This is a genomic window from Streptococcus gallinaceus (genome assembly GCF_040545695.1).
Classification (GTDB): Bacteria; Bacillota; Bacilli; order Lactobacillales; family Streptococcaceae; genus Streptococcus; species Streptococcus gallinaceus.
Window position 1 is genome coordinate 108,381 of sequence record NZ_JBEPMK010000001.1, and the last position, 16,136, is coordinate 124,516.

A 16,136-nucleotide genomic window follows, 5' to 3' on the forward strand; every position below is an offset into this window, starting at 1 on the left:
AAATTGAGAAAGAGATTTGTTAGTATGAGAAAAATTGTCATAAACGGTGGCCGTCCATTGGAAGGATGGGTAACGGTTAGTGGTGCAAAAAATTCAGTAGTGGCTTTGATTCCTGCCATTATCTTAGCTGATGGAATTGTGACCTTGGATGGTGTGCCAGCTATCTCAGATGTAGATAGTTTGATTGATATTATGGAAACAATGGGAGCAACTGTCCGCCGTGACGGCGAGACTCTGGAAATTGATCCTCGTGGTGTGCAGGACATGCCGATGCCATTTGGTAAAATCAACAGCTTGCGGGCATCCTATTATTTTTATGGTTCTCTGTTGGGGCGATTTGGTCAAGCCATTGTGGGCTTGCCTGGTGGCTGTGATTTAGGACCACGTCCGATTGACTTGCATTTGAAAGCCTTCGAAGCAATGGGAGCTACGGTTTCTTATGAAGGTAGCAATATGCACTTGACTGCAACCGAAGGACAAATCCATGGCGCGCATATCTATATGGATACGGTCAGTGTGGGTGCGACCATCAACACGATGTTGGCGGCGGTTAAGGCTAAGGGACGGACTGTTATCGAAAATGCAGCGCGTGAACCTGAGATTATTGATGTGGCAACCTTGCTGAACAATATGGGTGCTCATATTCGTGGTGCAGGTACCGATATCATTACGATTGAGGGAGTGGAGTCACTTCACGGGACACGCCACCAAGTGATTCCAGACCGAATCGAGGCAGGGACGTACATTGCGCTTGCAGCGGCAGCGGGACAAGGGATTCATGTGGACAATGTCCTTTATGAACACCTTGAAAGTTACATTGCAAAATTGGAAGAAATGGGCGTTCACATGACCGTTTCAGAAGATTCGATTTTTGTAGAAAAGCAAGAAAAACTCAAAGCAGTTTCTGTTAAAACAGCTCCTTACCCAGGATTGGCAACTGATTTGCAGCAACCATTGACACCCCTTCTTTTGAAAGCTGAAGGAAGTGGGCGTGTGTTGGATACCATTTATGAAAAACGAGTTGGACATGTGGCTGAATTGGCCAAGATGGGTGCGGATATCAAGACAACCAGCAATTACATTTCTTACCAGGGACCAAATCAATTGACCGGTGCTCAGGTGAAGGCGACAGACCTTCGTGCTGGGGCTGCCATGGTGATTGCAGGATTGATGGCACAAGGGACAACTGAGATTACCAATATCGAATTTATCTTGCGTGGCTATTCCAACATCATTGAGAAATTGCAAGCCCTGGGTGCAGATATCCAGTTGGTTGAAGACTAGGAGTTGGGATGAGTATTTGGCGAGAGCTAGCAGAATTTGCCTTATTTGAAACGCCGCGATTGTACCTGTGTCCTCTTCAGTTTGAAAAGCACAATGAGACTTTTTATGAAATAGCATCGGATGCAGAGAACTTAGCCTTTGTTTTTCCAGCTGTGATAGATAAAGCGACCAGCGACGAGTTGCTAGTGGAAACCTTTATGCGTCAACCCTTGGGAATTTGGGCCATCGAGGAGAAAAAAAGCCGTCAGCTACTGGGGATTATCCGGTTTGAAAAATTGGATACCCGAAGTCGGCAGGCAGAGATTGGTTACTTTTTACGAAAAGAATGGCGCAATCAGGGTCTGATGACAGAAGCGTTACAGAATATTGTCTTTCTAGCCTTCCATCAATTGGGTTTACGGGAGTTATTGCTCAAGACCCATGCTGAAAATGCAGCCAGTCAGGCTGTGGCGCAGAAAGTTGGTTTTCAAGTGATGCGGTCTTACCGCGGAAGTGATCGATACAGTCGAAAAACACGTCAATACATTGACTTTGTTCTGACAGCGTCAAAATTTAGATTAGTAGAGGAAGAAAAATGATTACATTAAAATCACAACGTGAAATTGAAGCAATGGACCGAGCAGGAGATTTTCTTGCAAGTATCCATATTGGCTTACGTGATTTGATTAAACCTGGTGTGGATATGTGGGAAGTAGAAGAGTACGTTCGCCGTCGTTGTAAAGAGGCAAATGTTCTTCCGCTTCAAATCGGTGTGGATGGAACATTGATGGACTATCCCTATGCAACTTGCTGTGGGCTTAATGATGAGGTAGCACACGCATTCCCACGTCACTATATCTTGAAAGATGGGGACCTTCTCAAGGTCGATATGGTCTTGAGTGAACCCTTAGATAAGTCTCTTGTGGATGTTTCCAAGCTTGATTTTGACAATGTGGCACAGGTCAAAAAGTATACTCAAGAGTACAAGGGTGGCTTGGCGGATTCTTGTTGGGCTTATGCAGTCGGCAATGTTTCTGATGAAGTCAAACAACTCATGGATGTCACCAAAGAATGTCTCTACCGCGGGATTGCACAAGCTAAGGTTGGCAATCGTATCGGTGACATCGGGGCGGCTATCCAAGAATACGCTGAAGGTTTAGGCTATGGAGTTGTGGAAGACTTGGTTGGACACGGTGTCGGACCAACAATGCATGAAGAGCCAATGGTACCGCATTATGGTCGAGCAGGCCGTGGACTTCGCCTCAAAGAGGGAATGGTTCTGACCATTGAACCAATGATCAATACGGGTACTTGGGAAATTGATACAGATATGAAAACAGGTTGGGCCCATAAGACACTTGATGGCGGACTTTCATGCCAATACGAGCACCAATTTGTCATTACAAAAGATGGTCCAGTCATTTTGACCAGTCAAGGTGAAGAAGGAACCTACTAAAATTGAATAAGAAAAGGAGGAGAATATGAAAAAACGCTTGAAAGAAAACCGCTTCAAACGCTTCTTTACTTCTCTTTTTTCTTTTTATATGGGATCAGAGATTGATTTGACAAGTGTAGCGGTTGCCTACTACCTCATCGTCTCAGTCTTTCCGATTTTGATGACCATGGCCAATCTGTTGCCCTATCTTAATTTTGATGTGGACCAGATTTTGGTCTTTATGAAGGAACTCTTCCCCGAAAAATTGTATCCGACAGCTGCCAATATGGTTGTCTCAATTTTAACTAAGCCGTCATCCTCTTGGTTGGGAATTTCGATTGCGACGACACTTTGGACTATTTCAAAAAGTATGGATGCCCTGCAGAAGGCCTTTAACAAGGCTTATGGCGTTGGAAAACATCGCGACTTCATTGTGAGTCGAATCGTTGGTGTCTTTTTGGGAATCGGCCTGCAGTTGATTTTGACCTTGAGTGTGATCATGGTGGCCTTCGGTAATACAGTTTTGCAAAAACTGCATAAGGCTCTAGATTTTAACGATGATTTCTTCTTGAAGTTGGTCAATCGTACAGAGCCAGTGGTTTACATTTCCCTATTTTTGGCCTTGGTCATGCTTTATTTCTTTTTACCAAATGTACGTGTCAAGAAAATTCGCTATATCTTGCCGGGAGTTGTTTTTGTCATGATAGTCATGGGGTCGGTTGGCCAGCTCTTTGGGCTCTATCTGGATTCCTATGCGGCTAGATTACTAGACTTTCGTTTTGTCACCTCGGTGGTGATTTTGGTGCTGATGCTGTGGTTTGTCTTTATGGCCAATATCTTGATTATCGGGGCGGTGCTAAATGCCACGGTCCAAAGCATGCATGTGGATGAGTTTTATACCCGGCATGGGGATGTCGTTTCGATTTTAAATCGGATTAAAACACGTTTCAACTCAATCGAACCTATAGAAGAAAATGAGGAGTAATCCTCTTTTTTGTTGCACTTACAAGTAAAAATGCTATAATAAATCAAAGGAGGTCTTATGATTATTGGAGAAATTGGTGTGATTGCGCGTAGCTTGGATTCCATTGCCAACATTGAATTTCGAGAGATGGATTTGGCCAAGGGGCAATACCTCTATCTTGTTCGTATCTGTGACTATCCGGGGATTATTCAGGAAGAATTGTCTGAGATGCTGACGGTAGACCGTTCAACAGTTGCTCGGTCGGTGCAAAAGCTGGAAAAAAGTGGCCTGGTCGTTCGACAGACTGCAGCAGGCAATCGAAAAAATAAGCACCTCTATGCGACTGAAAAAGGGCAGCAGCTCTATCAAGTTTTGCAGAAAGAGCATGCGTATTCGGAAGCGCGTTGCTTAACAGGCTTGAGTCCAGTAGAGGTCGAGGAGTTGGAGCGTTTATTGACCAAGGTACGTGAAAATATCGTTCAGGATTGGAACGATGTCAAACAGGGTAAAAAAAGAAATTATTAAAGGAGTATCGACATGAAAGTTGTTGTTGACCAAAGTTTTTGGGATGTTTTTCCAGATGCACAGATATCCGTCTTATCCGTGAAAGGGTTAGACAATCATGTGGATGAGAGCAAGGATCCGTATTTTCAAGGGATTTTAACAGATGCAGCTCAAAAAGCGCAAGCCTTTATCCAAGAAGATAGCTTTACGGAGAATGATGTTATCAAGGAATGGCGTGAGGCTTTTACAAAATTTAAAACAAAAAAAGGCGCGCGTTCTTCCATTGAAGCGCTCTTGAAACGGGTAAGCCAGGGACGAGAATTCCATCCGATTAATCCATTGGTAGACCTTTATAATAGCATTTCGCTTTCCTGTGGCTTGCCTTGTGGTGGTGAAGATGTGGATAAGATTCAAGGGGCGCTTCATTTGGGTAAAGCCAAGGGAGGCGAAGCCTTTTTCCCGCTCGGAGCAGAAGAAGATGCCCCAGCTTTGCCAGAAGAAATCATCTATTATGACCAAGAAGGTGCCATCTGCCGTAATCTGAACTGGCGTGAGGCGCAGCGGACCATGCTGACAGAAGAAACCAAGGATGCTATTCTGGTCATTGAAGCCATCAATGCGGTACAAATTGCCCGTGCCAATGAGGCTGTTCTAGCCTTGCAAGCGCTAGTAGCAGATTATTTTGGTGTGATAGGAGAGATTGCCCACCTGACAGCTGAAAATCCAGAAACGACGGTATAAAATAAAAGCGATTGGAAAACTAATCGATTATTTTTTCTCCTTAAAAACAAATAATTTACTCAAAACGTAATTGAGAACGATAACCAACACTTGAGAAATGAGGGTAGCCACTGCATTGACGAGTTTGATGTCTTGGTTGACAAACTGTCCGATGATGTGAGGGAAGGTATCCACCAAAAGCCATGCAAGAAACATATCGAGAAGCAGTGTTGTGATTCGGGCTGAGACAAACTTGACCAGTCGTGGGAACCAGCCAGCACTTTCTTGGCGAAAGACAATTTTATCGTTGGTGACAAAGGCAAATAGAATAGCCACACAGTTTGATAGAAAGACAACAGTTAGCGTGTGGGGGATAAGAGCGAATAGGACAAGTCTTGTTACCATGTAGACCAGTGTGGTCGCAACGCCAAAGACTAGATAGAGAAAGACTTCGTTTGTCAGTATTTTTTTAATTGTTTTCATATTGATAGTCTATCATTTTTCCGCTAAATATGCTATACTTATCAGGTTGCAAGCTAGCAACCCTTGGCACTTCCTCCCTTTAGCCAAGCATATTATAAGCGGTTTAGCCGTTAAAGGAGATAACAAATGAATACAAGTAAATGGTCTGTGCGTGATGTAGCACAGGTTGCACTCGTGGCTGCTGTCTATGTCATTTTGACAGTGACTCCCCCTCTTAATGCTATTGCCTATGGAGCTTATCAATTCCGTATTTCAGAAATGCTGAATTTCTTGGCTTTTTACAATCGTAAGTATATTGCCGGTTTGACCATTGGCTGCATGATTGCAAATCTCTACAGTTTTGGCGTCATCGATGTCTTTGTTGGCGGAGGCTCTACCCTTCTTTTTGTGACACTTGGTGTGATTTTGTTTGGCAAGTACAAGAAGGAGCGATTGTTTAATGGTTTCTTTAACAAAGCTTTCGTTTATTTCTCAATTTTCTTTTCTTTGTCTATGTTTACCATCGCCCTAGAATTGAAAGTAATTGCAGAAGCACCGTTCTTTTTGACTTGGTTTACAACAGCTATTGGTGAATTTGCTTCGCTCTTAGTAGGAGCTTGGTTGATTGAAAAAATTAGCCAACGTATTGATTTTACAAAGTAAACTAGATTTTGGGAGGCAGCACCGTTTGGTGCTTTTTTTTGTTTTTTGACATATAAAAAACAGTTTGTTCAACATCTTGAAATTTGCCCCAAAATTAGGTACAATAGTGTTTCGTTTGCTTTGACGACAATTTATTATTTAGGAGGAAAATATGGAAGGAATCATATTAGCGCTCATTCCCATGTTTGCTTGGGGGAGCATTGGATTTGCAAGCAATAAAATTGGAGGGAAGCCAACACAACAGACATTTGGTATGACACTAGGTGCCTTAGCTTTTGCCTTTGTGGTTTGGTTGGTTGTTCGTCCAGAGATGACTTGGCAGCTCTGGGTATTTGGGATTATTGGAGGTATCCTTTGGTCCGTTGGTCAATCTGGTCAATTTCAAGCGATGAAACACGTTGGGGTATCGATTGCAGGTCCACTTTCAAGTGGGGCTCAATTGGTTCTTGGTAGTCTAGTTGGTGCCTTTTTGTTCCATGAATGGACAAAACCAATGCAGTTCGTACTTGGGATGAGTGCCCTTGCCTTGTTGGTCATCGGTTTTTACTTCTCAAGTAAGCAGGACCAGTCTGATGACAATCAAGTAGGCCGTTCTGTTGATTTGCCAAAAGGATTTCGTGCTCTTGCTTACTCGACAGTGGGCTATGTATCTTACGCTGTCTTGTTTAACAATATCATGAAATTTGAAGCGTTGGCAGTTATTTTACCAATGGCTATCGGAATGGTATTAGGTGCCTTGCTGTTTATGTCATTTAAGGTGGATTTGGACATTCTTGTCATCAAAAATGGTTCGGTCGGTCTGTTGTGGGGAATCGGAAATATCTTCATGCTGCTTGCTGCTGCAAAAGCTGGTCTGGCCATTGCATTTAGCTTTTCACAATTGGGCGTGATTATCTCTATCATCGGTGGTATTCTTTTCTTGGGTGAAACAAAAACCAAAAAAGAAATGCGCTGGGTATTGATTGGGATTGCTTGCTTTGTTGCAGGTGCAGTGTTGTTAGGCATTGTCAAAACCTATTAGTAAATCGCAAGAGAGACTTGGTAACAGGTCTCTTTTTTTCGTCAAAAAAAGGGTTTACATGTGCTATAATAGAGACTATGGATAAGAAATACATGAAAATCGCTCAGGATTTGGGCGTATCACTAAAACAAATTGATACTGTCTTGAGTTTGACAGCAGAAGGCAATACTATCCCTTTCATCGCTCGTTACCGTAAGGAGGCAACGGGAAATCTAGATGAGGTGGTTATCAAGTCAATCATTGATTTGGATAAGTCTCTGACAGCCTTGGCAGACCGTAAGCAAACGGTTTTGGCTAAGATTGAGGAGCAGGGAAAATTAACGGATGCCTTGCGTCAAGCAATTGAAGAAGCTGAAAAATTGGCAGATGTGGAAGAACTCTACCTGCCTTATAAGGAAAAACGTCGGACAAGGGCAACGATTGCGCGTGAAGCAGGACTATTTCCACTGGCTCGCTTGATCTTGCAAAACGTAGCTGACCTAGAAGCGCAGGCTGAGAACTTTGTAGCAGAAGGCTTTGCGACAGGAAAAGACTGTCTGGCTGGAGCTGTGGATATCTTGGTAGAAGCTATTTCAGAAGATACCAAATTGCGTGCATGGGTTTACCATGAAATAACAGCCAATTCGAGCTTGCTGTCCCAATTAAAAGACCAAGCAGCCGATGAGAAGCGGACTTTCCAGATTTACTATGACTTTTCTGAAAAAGTAGCGAAAATGCAAGGCTATCGGACTTTGGCTCTCAATCGTGGAGAGAGTATTGGTGCCTTGAAAGTGAGTTTTGAGCATAATTTGGACAAGATGGTTCGTTTCTTCGAAGTGCGTTTTCCACAGAAAAATGCCTATATTGCAGAGCCCATCAACCAAGCCCTCAAAAAGAAAATCATTCCTGCCATGGAACGCCGTGTGCGGGCTGAATTGACAGAAGTAGCAGAAGAAGGAGCCATTGCCCTCTTCTCTGAAAATCTTCGTAACTTGCTGTTGGTACCGCCTCTTCGTGGAAAAATGGTCTTGGGCTTTGACCCAGCCTTTCGTACGGGGGCTAAGTTGGCAGTGGTAGACCAGACTGGAAAACTCCTCACAACGCAAGTGATTCATCCTGTAAAACCAGCTTCTAATGCTCAAATTGCTCAAGCCAAGATTGACTTGGCAGACTTGATTAGCCAGTACGGTGTGGAAATCATTGCCATCGGAAACGGAACAGCTAGTCGTGAATCAGAAGCTTTTGTGGCGGAGATTTTGCAAGATTTCCCAGAAGTGTCCTACGTCATCGTCAACGAAAGTGGGGCTTCTGTCTACTCAGCATCTGAGTTGGCCCGTTATGAATTTCCTGATTTGACGGTTGAAAAACGTTCAGCTATCTCGATTGCCCGACGTCTTCAGGATCCGTTGGCAGAATTGGTGAAAATTGATCCCAAATCTATCGGTGTCGGTCAATACCAGCACGATGTTAATCAGAAGAAATTATCAGAAGGCTTGGACTTTGTAGTGGATACCGTGGTTAACCAAGTTGGTGTCAATGTCAATACAGCTAGCCCATCCTTGCTGGCGCATGTGGCTGGACTCAACAAAACCATTTCCGAAAATATCGTGGCTTTCCGTGAGGAAAATGGGGTCTTGACTTCACGTGCACAGTTGAAAAAAGTACCTCGTTTGGGAGACAAAGCTTTTGAACAGGCAGCAGGTTTCTTGCGTATTCCAGACGCACCGAACTTCTTGGACAATACTGGCGTACACCCAGAGTCTTACCAAGCTGTTCAGGACTTATTTACCCTTTTAGGAGCTAACGATTTGGCAGAAGCGACACCGCAGTTGAAGGCTCTTAATATTGCACAAACAGCTGAAAAAATCAATATCGGTCAAGAAACGCTCAAAGATATTGTCGCTGATTTGTTGAAACCGGGTCGTGATTTGCGGGACGAATTTGCTGCGCCAGTTCTCAGACAAGATGTGCTGGACTTTAACGATTTGCAGATTGGACAAAAACTAGAAGGCGTTGTCCGAAATGTTGTTGACTTTGGTGCCTTTGTTGATATTGGCATTCATGAAGACGGCCTAATCCATATCTCCAATATGAGTAAAAACTTTATCAAACACCCTAGTCAAGTGGTGTCTGTTGGTGACTTGGTAACAGTTTGGGTACATAAACTAGACACAGAACGTGAAAAGGTTAACCTAAGCTTGGTGGCTCCTCGTGAATCTCACTGATTATGTAAGAGAAGTTTCCAGAGAAGACTTTGGAAAAGAGTTTTCTCATGAGGCTTTTTGGAACAATCGCTTGCGCTCAACAGGTGGACGATTTTTCCCAAAGGACGGACATCTGGATTTTAATCGGAAAATCCTTGACCAATTTGGCTTGGAAATCTTTCGGAAGATTGTCCGTCATGAGCTCTGTCATTACCACCTCTATTTTGAGAAAAAGGGCTACAAGCATGGAGACAAGGAATTTAAAGATCTTCTGTCAGCAGTGGACGGTCTGCGCTATGCGCCAAGTCTTGCCCAGGAAAATGCGTCCTTGCTTTTTTACAGCTGCCGAGATTGCGGGCAAGTCTACCAGCGAAAGAGACGGATAAATGTGGAAAAATACCGCTGCGGAAAGTGTCGAGGCCGGCTCTTTCTAGTAAAAACATAGAAATCAGTCCTTGGGCTGATTTCTTTTGGGCTAGTCCTTGCTATACTATATGAGAATTGAGGTGAAAACATGGGACAAGAGCAAGAAAGACGTGTCTTGGAGCTGTATGAAAAAGGAGTGCTGACCAAGGAAGAAGCCAAGGCTTGTTTTTTGGAACTCAATGCGGATAGTGATTTTTTGTTCATTGAAGAAAAGGCGAAATTGGGCTTTACCTTGCCGCATTTTAAAGTTTTTTCATCTAGCAAACTCAAGCAAGAATTTACTTTCTCAGCCATTGAATCCATGAAGATTCGTCTGACAGAAGGACGAATCCAATTTCTAAAGCATAAGAAAAACGACTGTGCTGTCCGCATCGTCTATCCACAACAAGTAGAAGAAGAGGATTTGCCAAAGATTTTCATTGAAGAAGAGCGACTGTATTTCGATAGTCGTTTCCCGTGTCAGGTCACCATTTCCCTTCCTGAAAAATGGATGTCTATTTTGGATTTGGACTTGGGACAGGCCGATGCGCGCTTAGATTACCTTCCTTTTGAGGATATTTCAATCTATAGTCAGACGGATAAAAAACAACAGGATATCCGTTTGGCAGCACAAGGGAAGTTTTCACAGCACCTATCACTTGCCTTCTGCCATGCTAATGTGCAGTTGCAATTAGCCAAGAATCAAGGCTTCAATGGAAAGATAGAAAGTCGGACAGGCAAGGTTTGGGTCAATCGCAAGTCTCAAATCAGTCCCTTTACCTATCAGCAAGAGGGACACTATCCCTTGCAGGTGAAAATGATGACTTTGGACGGTCAACTCAGTTTGAAAGGAATGAAACATGTACGGATTTTATAAGCAAAAAAGAGGGAAAATTATCTCAGGAGTGCTAGCAGCAGTCGCTAGTCGTTTTAACTGGGATGTCTGGATTACGCGGGGGATTTTTGTAGCTATTGTGGTTCTGTTTAGAGGATTGGGGCTAGTCGCCTTAGCAGCCTATGTACTGGCAGCAGTCTTACTTCCTTACAAAGAGGATGTGGATGCAGAACGTTTTGGCACTGGGCCACGCAAGCGTAAAGATGCGGAGAAGTTATAGATGACTGAGCTATGGAATGCTTTTGATAAGGAGGGAAATCTTCTAGAAGGTCGCATCTTAGACCGTGCCACATGGCCGACAGAGGCTGACCTTTATCATTTGGCAGTTAATGTCTGGGTTTGCCATGAAGACGGAGATTGGCTCTTCGTTCGTCGATCACCGCAAAAATCTCATTTTCCTCTCTACTTTGAGGCTGGGGCTGGAGGTTCTGTTCTCTTGGATGAATCTGCAGAAGAAGCCGCCACTCGTGAATTGAAGGAAGAAACTGGTTTAGAGGCTAGTGAGTTGAAATCCCTCTTTAACTTTACAGAAGAAGAACACCGGACGCACTTTGCCGTCTATCTGGCCAAGGTTTTTGGTGGAAAAGAGGTAGCTTACCAAGCATCGGAAACAGACCAACATGTCTGGGTAAAGGAGGCAGAAGTGCCACAATTTTTACAAACACATCAGGTTTTTACCAATCAAAAAGAACAGATTCTAGCGTATTTGGCCGACAAATAACTAGGGTCTTTTTCTATGGAAAACTGTCATTTTTTACACACGGAAACTAGTATCGGTTTTTCAATGTTTTTTCAATCTAGCTGTGATAGACTAGTGTGTAGAAAATAGGAGTAATGCATGAAGATTTTAGTAGTCGAAGATGAAAGAAGCATCGCAGAGGCTTTGAAGGCTATTTTGGAAAGGGAAGGTTATCAAGTCAGTTTGGCTTTTGATGGGGAGTCTGGTCTGGATGAGATCATTAGTGCAGTCTATGACTTGGTACTCTTGGACCTCATGTTGCCCAAGCTAGATGGCTTGTCTGTTCTTAGAAAGGCACGCGCCCTGGATATTGATGTGCCAGTTATTTGCCTGACAGCCCGTTCGCAACTTGATGATAAGGTTACTGGACTGGATCAGGGAGCCAATGATTACATTACAAAGCCATTTGAAGTGGATGAATTACTGGCGCGAGTCCGTGTGCAGGTCCGTCAATCGGTCAATCAGCAGGCGAATTTACTCAGTATGGGCAATCTGACGCTCAAGACGGACAGTCGGGAGTTGATGTCTTCAGAAGGGAAAATGACGCTTTCCAATAAAGAATTTCTCTTGATGGAAATATTCTTCCACCATCCCAACCAAGTGCTCTCAAAAGAGCAGCTGATTACCAAGGTTTGGGGGCCAATGGATGATTCAGAATACAACCAATTAGAAGTCTTTATGACCTTTATTCGTAAGAAATTGCGCTTCTTGAAAGCCAATGTGGAAATCAAGGCGACACGTGGTCTGGGGTATTCGATGAAAGAGGCAGAGAAATGATTGCCCGTTTACGAAAACAATTTGTCATCGTGACCATGTCGCTTCTGACGGTCGTCGTTGTCTTGCTATTGGCGGTTAACCATTACTACAGTCAATTTTGGGACAAGATGGATAATTACCGCCTAGTCCGACTGGTTGCTAGCAATCAATACCTGACCAGCCCCAATGATGAGGAGCTAGCCTTGGTGACCATTCCGCCCAATCAACCAAGCAAGGTTCAGCTGAACAACACGCTCTTGTCTAATGACGAGGTCGAGATTCTCAGTCAAAAAATGCTGAAAAAAGGCAAGAAGACTCGGAAATATCAAGATTACATTTACGCCATTAAAGAGAGTAAAGATGGGCAGATTAGTCTAGCCTTCCTAGATACGACTTCTTACAAGGACAATCTGGGTCAGTACATTTTGGAAGGAACCTTTGCCATCTTTGGCTTTCTTCTTCTGAGTGGCGTCAGCCTCTATCTATCCCGTTTTATCGTCAAGCCAGCTCAGGACGCCCTAGCGCGTGAGAAGCAATTTGTCTCGGATGCGAGCCATGAGTTGAAAACGCCCATCGCAGCTATTCAGGCCAATGCCCAAGTCTTAAAAAATGAAGGTGCGGACAGTCGCTATTTAGGGCACATCATTTCCGAATCCAAACGCATGGAAGGCTTGGTACAGCAGTTGTTGGGGCTCACACGTCTAGAGACGACTCCGCTTCCGTCTAGCGGTAGTCAGTGCAATCTGTCAGCCATTTGTGAGGAGATGCTTCTGACCTACGAAAGTTTGGCTTTTGAAGAAGGGAAAGTGATTTCTGAGAATATCCTTGCAGATGTGCTGGTCAAGGGAGAAGAATCGCAGTTGAAGCAATTGTTAGCGATTCTCCTGGACAATGCCATCAAGCATTCAAAATCAGGTAGTTCCATTGATGTGAGCCTAGCACTGAAAAAGAAAAAGGTGCGGATTGTGGTGGCAAATCAGGCCTACCCCTATCCTCAAGAGGTCATGAGCAATCTTTTCAATCGCTTTTATCAGGCGGAGGAATCGCACCATCAAGCAGAAAGTTTTGGTTTGGGACTAGCTATTGCCAAGGCCATTGTAGCCCAGCACAGAGGCACAATCACAGTGGAACAAGCTGACGGACAATTTTTTATCCAGGTAGATTTACCACTTGCTTAATGCAGTTAGAAAAGGGAATGAAGCATGAGTGATTTTTGGAAATTTATGGCAAAAACAGCCCTGTATTTTGTCATATTACTAGTATTGGTTTATTTTTATAGTTACCTGGGACATGGTCAGGGTAACTTCATCTACAATGAATTTTAGGAGGTAATCTTGTGTTACGAGATATGATTGAACAAATAGAGCATTTTGCTGCGGTACAGGGAGAGTTTCCTGTTTATGATATTTTGGGTCAGGTACATACTTATGCTGATTTGAAGGCGCATTCGGATGCTTTTGCAGCTTACATTGACCAGCAAGAATTGCCAGAAAAGTCCCCAGTTTTGGTCTTTGGTGGGCAAGAGTATGAAATGTTGGCAACCTTTGTCGGCTTGACCAAGTCGGGACATGCCTACATTCCAGTTGACCAGCATTCAGCACTTGATCGCATCGAAGCGATCGTAGAAATCGCACAGCCAAGTTTGATTGTAGCCATTGGTGAATTTCCATTGGAAAATCCTGCTTGTCCCCTTGTGACACTGGAGCAGGTGCAAACAATTTTCCAAGAAAAAGTAACCTATGAACTGACTCATCCTGTTAAAGGCGATGACAATTACTATATCATCTTTACCTCTGGGACAACTGGTAAACCAAAGGGCGTTCAGATTTCGCATGACAATCTTTTGAGCTTTACTGACTGGATGATTACAGATAAGGAATTTGCGGTTCCAGAACGCCCACAGATGTTGGCGCAGCCACCTTATTCATTTGACTTGTCCGTTATGTACTGGGCACCGACCTTGGCAATGGGAGGCACATTGTATGCTCTACCTAAAGAAGTTATCGGTGATTTCAAGCAACTCTTTGAGACTATTTTAACCCTACCAATCGGTATCTGGACGTCAACTCCGTCATTTGCAGATATGGCCCTCTTGTCGCCAGACTTTAACGTGGAAAATCTGCCAAACTTGACTCATTTCTATTTTGATGGGGAAGAGTTGACAGTCAAGACAGCTCAAAAATTGCGTCAGCGTTTCCCACAAGCTCGTATTATCAATGCCTATGGCCCAACGGAGGCGACAGTTGCTTTGTCAGCAGTAGCCATTACAGATGACATGTTAGAAACTTGTGACCGTTTGCCAATTGGCTACACCAAGGCTGACTCACCGACCTTTGTCATTGATGAAGATGGCAATGTGCTTCCTAACGGCGAGCAGGGAGAAATCATCATCGCAGGACCAGCCGTTTCAAAAGGTTACCTCAATAACCCTGAAAAAACAGCAGAAGCCTTCTTTGAGTTTCAAGGTCTGCCTGCCTATCATACGGGTGACTTGGGACGAATGACCGACGAGGGCTTGCTCCTATATGGCGGTCGAATGGATTTCCAAATTAAATTCAACGGATACCGTATCGAGTTAGAAGACGTTTCTCAGAATTTGAATAAGTCTCAGTATATCAAGTCAGCAGTAGCTGTTCCGCGCTACAACAAGGACCACAAAGTACAAAATCTATTAGCCTATGTCCTCTTGAAAGAAGGAGTTGCCGAGCAATTTGACCGAGAATTGGACATCACAAAAGCTATCAAAGAAGACTTGAAAGACATCATGATGGACTACATGATGCCATCCAAATTCTTCTACCGTGAGGAATTACCATTGACACCAAATGGCAAAATCGATATCAAAGGACTCATGGCTGAGGTGAATTCTTAATGGAACAGTTTTTGGCACAGTTACCGCATTTGGATGCCTACGGCAATCCACAATACTTTCTCTACGTCATTATCGGTGTCCTTCCTATCTTTATCGGCCTATTCTTTAAAAAACGATTTCCAGTTTATGAAGCACTGTTTAGCTTTGTCTTTCTCTTGCTCATGCTGACTGGAAAGACCTCAGACCAGCTAGTTTCCCTCGTCAAATTTATGATGTGGCAGCTGGCCTTGATTTGGTCTTATAAGTTTTACAGGAAAAAAGCCAATAACAGCCTTGTCTTTTATCTCTGGACGGTTCTGTCTGTCCTGCCTCTAGCCTTTGTCAAAGTCTCTCCCCTTATCTTGGAACACAAATCCCTCTTTGGATTTCTAGGGATTTCCTACATCACTTTTCGGACGGTGGGAATGATTATCGAGATGCGCGATGGGACCTTGAAAGAATTTAGTTTGTGGCAATGCCTTCGTTTCTTACTCTTTTTCCCAACCTTTACCAGCGGACCGATTGACCGCTTCAAACGCTTTGATGAGGATTATCAGACGATTCCAGAGCGGGAAGAATTGCTCAACATGCTGGAAAAGGCAGTACAGTACCTCATGAAGGGCTTTGCCTACAAATTCATTTTGTCTTATATCTTGGGGCAAGTCCTCTTGTCGCCTTTGAGAGAAATGGCTCTGCAAAAAGGTGGTATTCTCAATCTTCCAACCATTGGCCTTATGTACGTCTTTGGTCTGGATTTGTTCTTTGACTTTGCAGGCTATACCCTGTTTGCATTGGCTATTTCTAATTTGATGGGGATTAAGAGTCCGATCAACTTTGACCAACCCTTTAAGTCACGTGATTTGAAGGAATTTTGGAATCGTTGGCATATGAGTTTGTCCTTCTGGTTCCGAGATTTCGTCTTCATGCGCTTGGTAAAAATGCTGGTCAAACATAAAGTTTTCAAAAATCGGAATACCACATCCAGTGTCGCCTATCTGGTCAATATGCTATTGATGGGCTTCTGGCATGGAGTGACGTGGTATTATATCGCTTATGGTCTCTTTCATGGGTTGGGACTGGTTGCTAACGATGCCTGGCTTCGTAAGAAAAAACGCATCAATCAAGAGCGCAAAGCTCTGGGACTTCCACTCTTACCGGACAACAAATGGACGCAGGCTGCAGGAATTTTTATCACTTTCCATGTGGTCATGATTTCCTTCCTCATTTTCTCAGGATTCCTAGATATTCTCTGGTTTCCAAAGGTCATTAAATAAA

19 protein-coding genes and 1 riboswitch are annotated in these 16,136 nt (G+C 43.7%); of the genes, 18 read left to right on the forward strand and 1 reads right to left on the reverse strand.

Annotation, left to right across the window (positions count from 1 at the left end):
- Positions 1-24: 24 nt before the first annotated feature.
- Genes murA through ABID27_RS00630 form a run of 6 tightly spaced genes read left to right on the forward strand, consistent with a single transcriptional unit; the run spans position 25 to position 4,907 of the window.
- Complete coding sequence (gene murA / locus ABID27_RS00605) at positions 25-1,284, forward strand: UDP-N-acetylglucosamine 1-carboxyvinyltransferase (protein WP_354279532.1); 1,260 nt, start codon at positions 25-27, stop codon at positions 1,282-1,284.
- A gap of 8 nt (positions 1,285-1,292) precedes the next feature.
- Positions 1,293-1,862 (forward strand): GNAT family N-acetyltransferase, encoded by a 570-nt coding sequence (locus ABID27_RS00610; RefSeq protein ID WP_354279534.1) that lies wholly within the window; start codon positions 1,293-1,295, stop codon positions 1,860-1,862.
- A complete protein-coding gene (locus tag ABID27_RS00615; protein WP_253362498.1) occupies positions 1,859-2,719 on the forward strand; it encodes a methionyl aminopeptidase in 861 nt (286 codons plus the stop codon). The genes ABID27_RS00610 and ABID27_RS00615 overlap by 4 nt, the downstream gene beginning before the upstream one ends.
- A gap of 25 nt (positions 2,720-2,744) precedes the next feature.
- Complete coding sequence (locus ABID27_RS00620; RefSeq protein WP_253362499.1) at positions 2,745-3,683, forward strand: YihY/virulence factor BrkB family protein; 939 nt, start codon at positions 2,745-2,747, stop codon at positions 3,681-3,683.
- Between the two features lie 57 nt (positions 3,684-3,740).
- Complete coding sequence (locus ABID27_RS00625; RefSeq protein WP_253362500.1) at positions 3,741-4,187, forward strand: MarR family winged helix-turn-helix transcriptional regulator; 447 nt, start codon at positions 3,741-3,743, stop codon at positions 4,185-4,187.
- Between the two features lie 12 nt (positions 4,188-4,199).
- Positions 4,200-4,907 carry a B3/B4 domain-containing protein gene (locus ABID27_RS00630; RefSeq protein ID WP_354279537.1) on the forward strand — a complete coding sequence of 236 codons (708 nt, stop codon included), beginning with the start codon at positions 4,200-4,202 and terminating at the stop codon, positions 4,905-4,907.
- 27 nt (positions 4,908-4,934) lie between these two features.
- Here the strand turns inward: ABID27_RS00630 and ABID27_RS00635 are convergent, their stop codons facing one another.
- Positions 4,935-5,369: a GtrA family protein gene (locus tag ABID27_RS00635; RefSeq protein WP_253362502.1), complete on the reverse strand. Its 435-nt coding sequence runs from the start codon at positions 5,367-5,369 to the stop codon at positions 4,935-4,937.
- A gap of 28 nt (positions 5,370-5,397) precedes the next feature.
- A riboswitch (PreQ1 riboswitch) is annotated at positions 5,398-5,498 on the forward strand.
- Between ABID27_RS00635 and ABID27_RS00640 the strand changes: the two genes are divergently transcribed.
- From ABID27_RS00640 to dltB, 12 genes are all read left to right on the forward strand, one after another.
- Positions 5,496-6,011 carry a QueT transporter family protein gene (locus tag ABID27_RS00640; protein ID WP_253362503.1) on the forward strand — a complete coding sequence of 172 codons (516 nt, stop codon included), beginning with the start codon at positions 5,496-5,498 and terminating at the stop codon, positions 6,009-6,011. Its footprint overlaps the riboswitch before it by 3 nt.
- A 151-nt stretch (positions 6,012-6,162) precedes the next feature.
- Entirely contained in the window at positions 6,163-7,032 is an 870-nt protein-coding gene (locus ABID27_RS00645) for a GRP family sugar transporter (RefSeq protein ID WP_354279540.1), read from the forward strand.
- Between the two features lie 77 nt (positions 7,033-7,109).
- A complete protein-coding gene (locus tag ABID27_RS00650) occupies positions 7,110-9,236 on the forward strand; it encodes a Tex family protein (protein ID WP_354279542.1) in 2,127 nt (708 codons plus the stop codon).
- A complete protein-coding gene (locus ABID27_RS00655) occupies positions 9,223-9,660 on the forward strand; it encodes a SprT family protein (protein WP_354279544.1) in 438 nt (145 codons plus the stop codon). The genes ABID27_RS00650 and ABID27_RS00655 overlap by 14 nt, the downstream gene beginning before the upstream one ends.
- Before the next feature lie 69 nt (positions 9,661-9,729).
- Positions 9,730-10,497: a hypothetical protein gene (locus ABID27_RS00660; RefSeq protein ID WP_253362511.1), complete on the forward strand. Its 768-nt coding sequence runs from the start codon at positions 9,730-9,732 to the stop codon at positions 10,495-10,497.
- Positions 10,481-10,735 carry a PspC domain-containing protein gene (locus ABID27_RS00665; protein WP_253362513.1) on the forward strand — a complete coding sequence of 85 codons (255 nt, stop codon included), beginning with the start codon at positions 10,481-10,483 and terminating at the stop codon, positions 10,733-10,735. The genes ABID27_RS00660 and ABID27_RS00665 overlap by 17 nt, the downstream gene beginning before the upstream one ends.
- The gene (locus ABID27_RS00670) at positions 10,736-11,236 is read left to right on the forward strand and encodes an NUDIX domain-containing protein (RefSeq protein WP_354279547.1); all 501 of its coding nucleotides are present in this window, start codon (positions 10,736-10,738) and stop codon (positions 11,234-11,236) included. It begins immediately after the preceding gene.
- A gap of 117 nt (positions 11,237-11,353) precedes the next feature.
- A complete protein-coding gene (locus tag ABID27_RS00675) occupies positions 11,354-12,031 on the forward strand; it encodes a response regulator transcription factor (protein WP_354279549.1) in 678 nt (225 codons plus the stop codon).
- Positions 12,028-13,188, forward strand: coding sequence for a sensor histidine kinase (locus tag ABID27_RS00680; RefSeq protein ID WP_354279551.1), 1,161 nt, complete (start codon positions 12,028-12,030; stop codon positions 13,186-13,188). The genes ABID27_RS00675 and ABID27_RS00680 overlap by 4 nt, the downstream gene beginning before the upstream one ends.
- A 24-nt stretch (positions 13,189-13,212) precedes the next feature.
- Positions 13,213-13,335, forward strand: coding sequence for a teichoic acid D-Ala incorporation-associated protein DltX (locus ABID27_RS00685; RefSeq protein ID WP_253362521.1), 123 nt, complete (start codon positions 13,213-13,215; stop codon positions 13,333-13,335).
- An 11-nt stretch (positions 13,336-13,346) separates the two neighbouring features.
- Entirely contained in the window at positions 13,347-14,882 is a 1,536-nt protein-coding gene (gene dltA / locus ABID27_RS00690; RefSeq protein WP_435533062.1) for a D-alanine--poly(phosphoribitol) ligase subunit DltA, read from the forward strand.
- Positions 14,882-16,135, forward strand: a complete 1,254-nt coding sequence (gene dltB, locus ABID27_RS00695) for a D-alanyl-lipoteichoic acid biosynthesis protein DltB (RefSeq protein WP_354279553.1) — start codon at positions 14,882-14,884, stop codon at positions 16,133-16,135. Before dltA ends, dltB begins: the two co-directional genes overlap by 1 nt.
- Position 16,136 lies beyond the last annotated feature (1 nt).

Coding starts and splice junctions, on each gene's coding strand:
- ABID27_RS00645 (WP_354279540.1), top strand. CDS start 6,163: ATGGAAGGAATCATATTAGCGCTCATTCCCATGTTTGCTTGGGGGAGC.
- ABID27_RS00630 (WP_354279537.1), top strand. CDS start 4,200: ATGAAAGTTGTTGTTGACCAAAGTTTTTGGGATGTTTTTCCAGATGCA.
- ABID27_RS00650 (WP_354279542.1), top strand. CDS start 7,110: ATGGATAAGAAATACATGAAAATCGCTCAGGATTTGGGCGTATCACTA.
- ABID27_RS00685 (WP_253362521.1), top strand. CDS start 13,213: ATGAGTGATTTTTGGAAATTTATGGCAAAAACAGCCCTGTATTTTGTC.
- ABID27_RS00660 (WP_253362511.1), top strand. CDS start 9,730: ATGGGACAAGAGCAAGAAAGACGTGTCTTGGAGCTGTATGAAAAAGGA.
- ABID27_RS00680 (WP_354279551.1), top strand. CDS start 12,028: ATGATTGCCCGTTTACGAAAACAATTTGTCATCGTGACCATGTCGCTT.
- ABID27_RS00610 (WP_354279534.1), top strand. CDS start 1,293: ATGAGTATTTGGCGAGAGCTAGCAGAATTTGCCTTATTTGAAACGCCG.
- ABID27_RS00670 (WP_354279547.1), top strand. CDS start 10,736: ATGACTGAGCTATGGAATGCTTTTGATAAGGAGGGAAATCTTCTAGAA.
- ABID27_RS00620 (WP_253362499.1), top strand. CDS start 2,745: ATGAAAAAACGCTTGAAAGAAAACCGCTTCAAACGCTTCTTTACTTCT.
- ABID27_RS00640 (WP_253362503.1), top strand. CDS start 5,496: ATGAATACAAGTAAATGGTCTGTGCGTGATGTAGCACAGGTTGCACTC.
- dltB (WP_354279553.1), top strand. CDS start 14,882: ATGGAACAGTTTTTGGCACAGTTACCGCATTTGGATGCCTACGGCAAT.
- ABID27_RS00625 (WP_253362500.1), top strand. CDS start 3,741: ATGATTATTGGAGAAATTGGTGTGATTGCGCGTAGCTTGGATTCCATT.
- murA (WP_354279532.1), top strand. CDS start 25: ATGAGAAAAATTGTCATAAACGGTGGCCGTCCATTGGAAGGATGGGTA.
- ABID27_RS00615 (WP_253362498.1), top strand. CDS start 1,859: ATGATTACATTAAAATCACAACGTGAAATTGAAGCAATGGACCGAGCA.
- ABID27_RS00675 (WP_354279549.1), top strand. CDS start 11,354: ATGAAGATTTTAGTAGTCGAAGATGAAAGAAGCATCGCAGAGGCTTTG.
- ABID27_RS00635 (WP_253362502.1), bottom strand. CDS start 5,369: ATGAAAACAATTAAAAAAATACTGACAAACGAAGTCTTTCTCTATCTA.
- ABID27_RS00665 (WP_253362513.1), top strand. CDS start 10,481: ATGTACGGATTTTATAAGCAAAAAAGAGGGAAAATTATCTCAGGAGTG.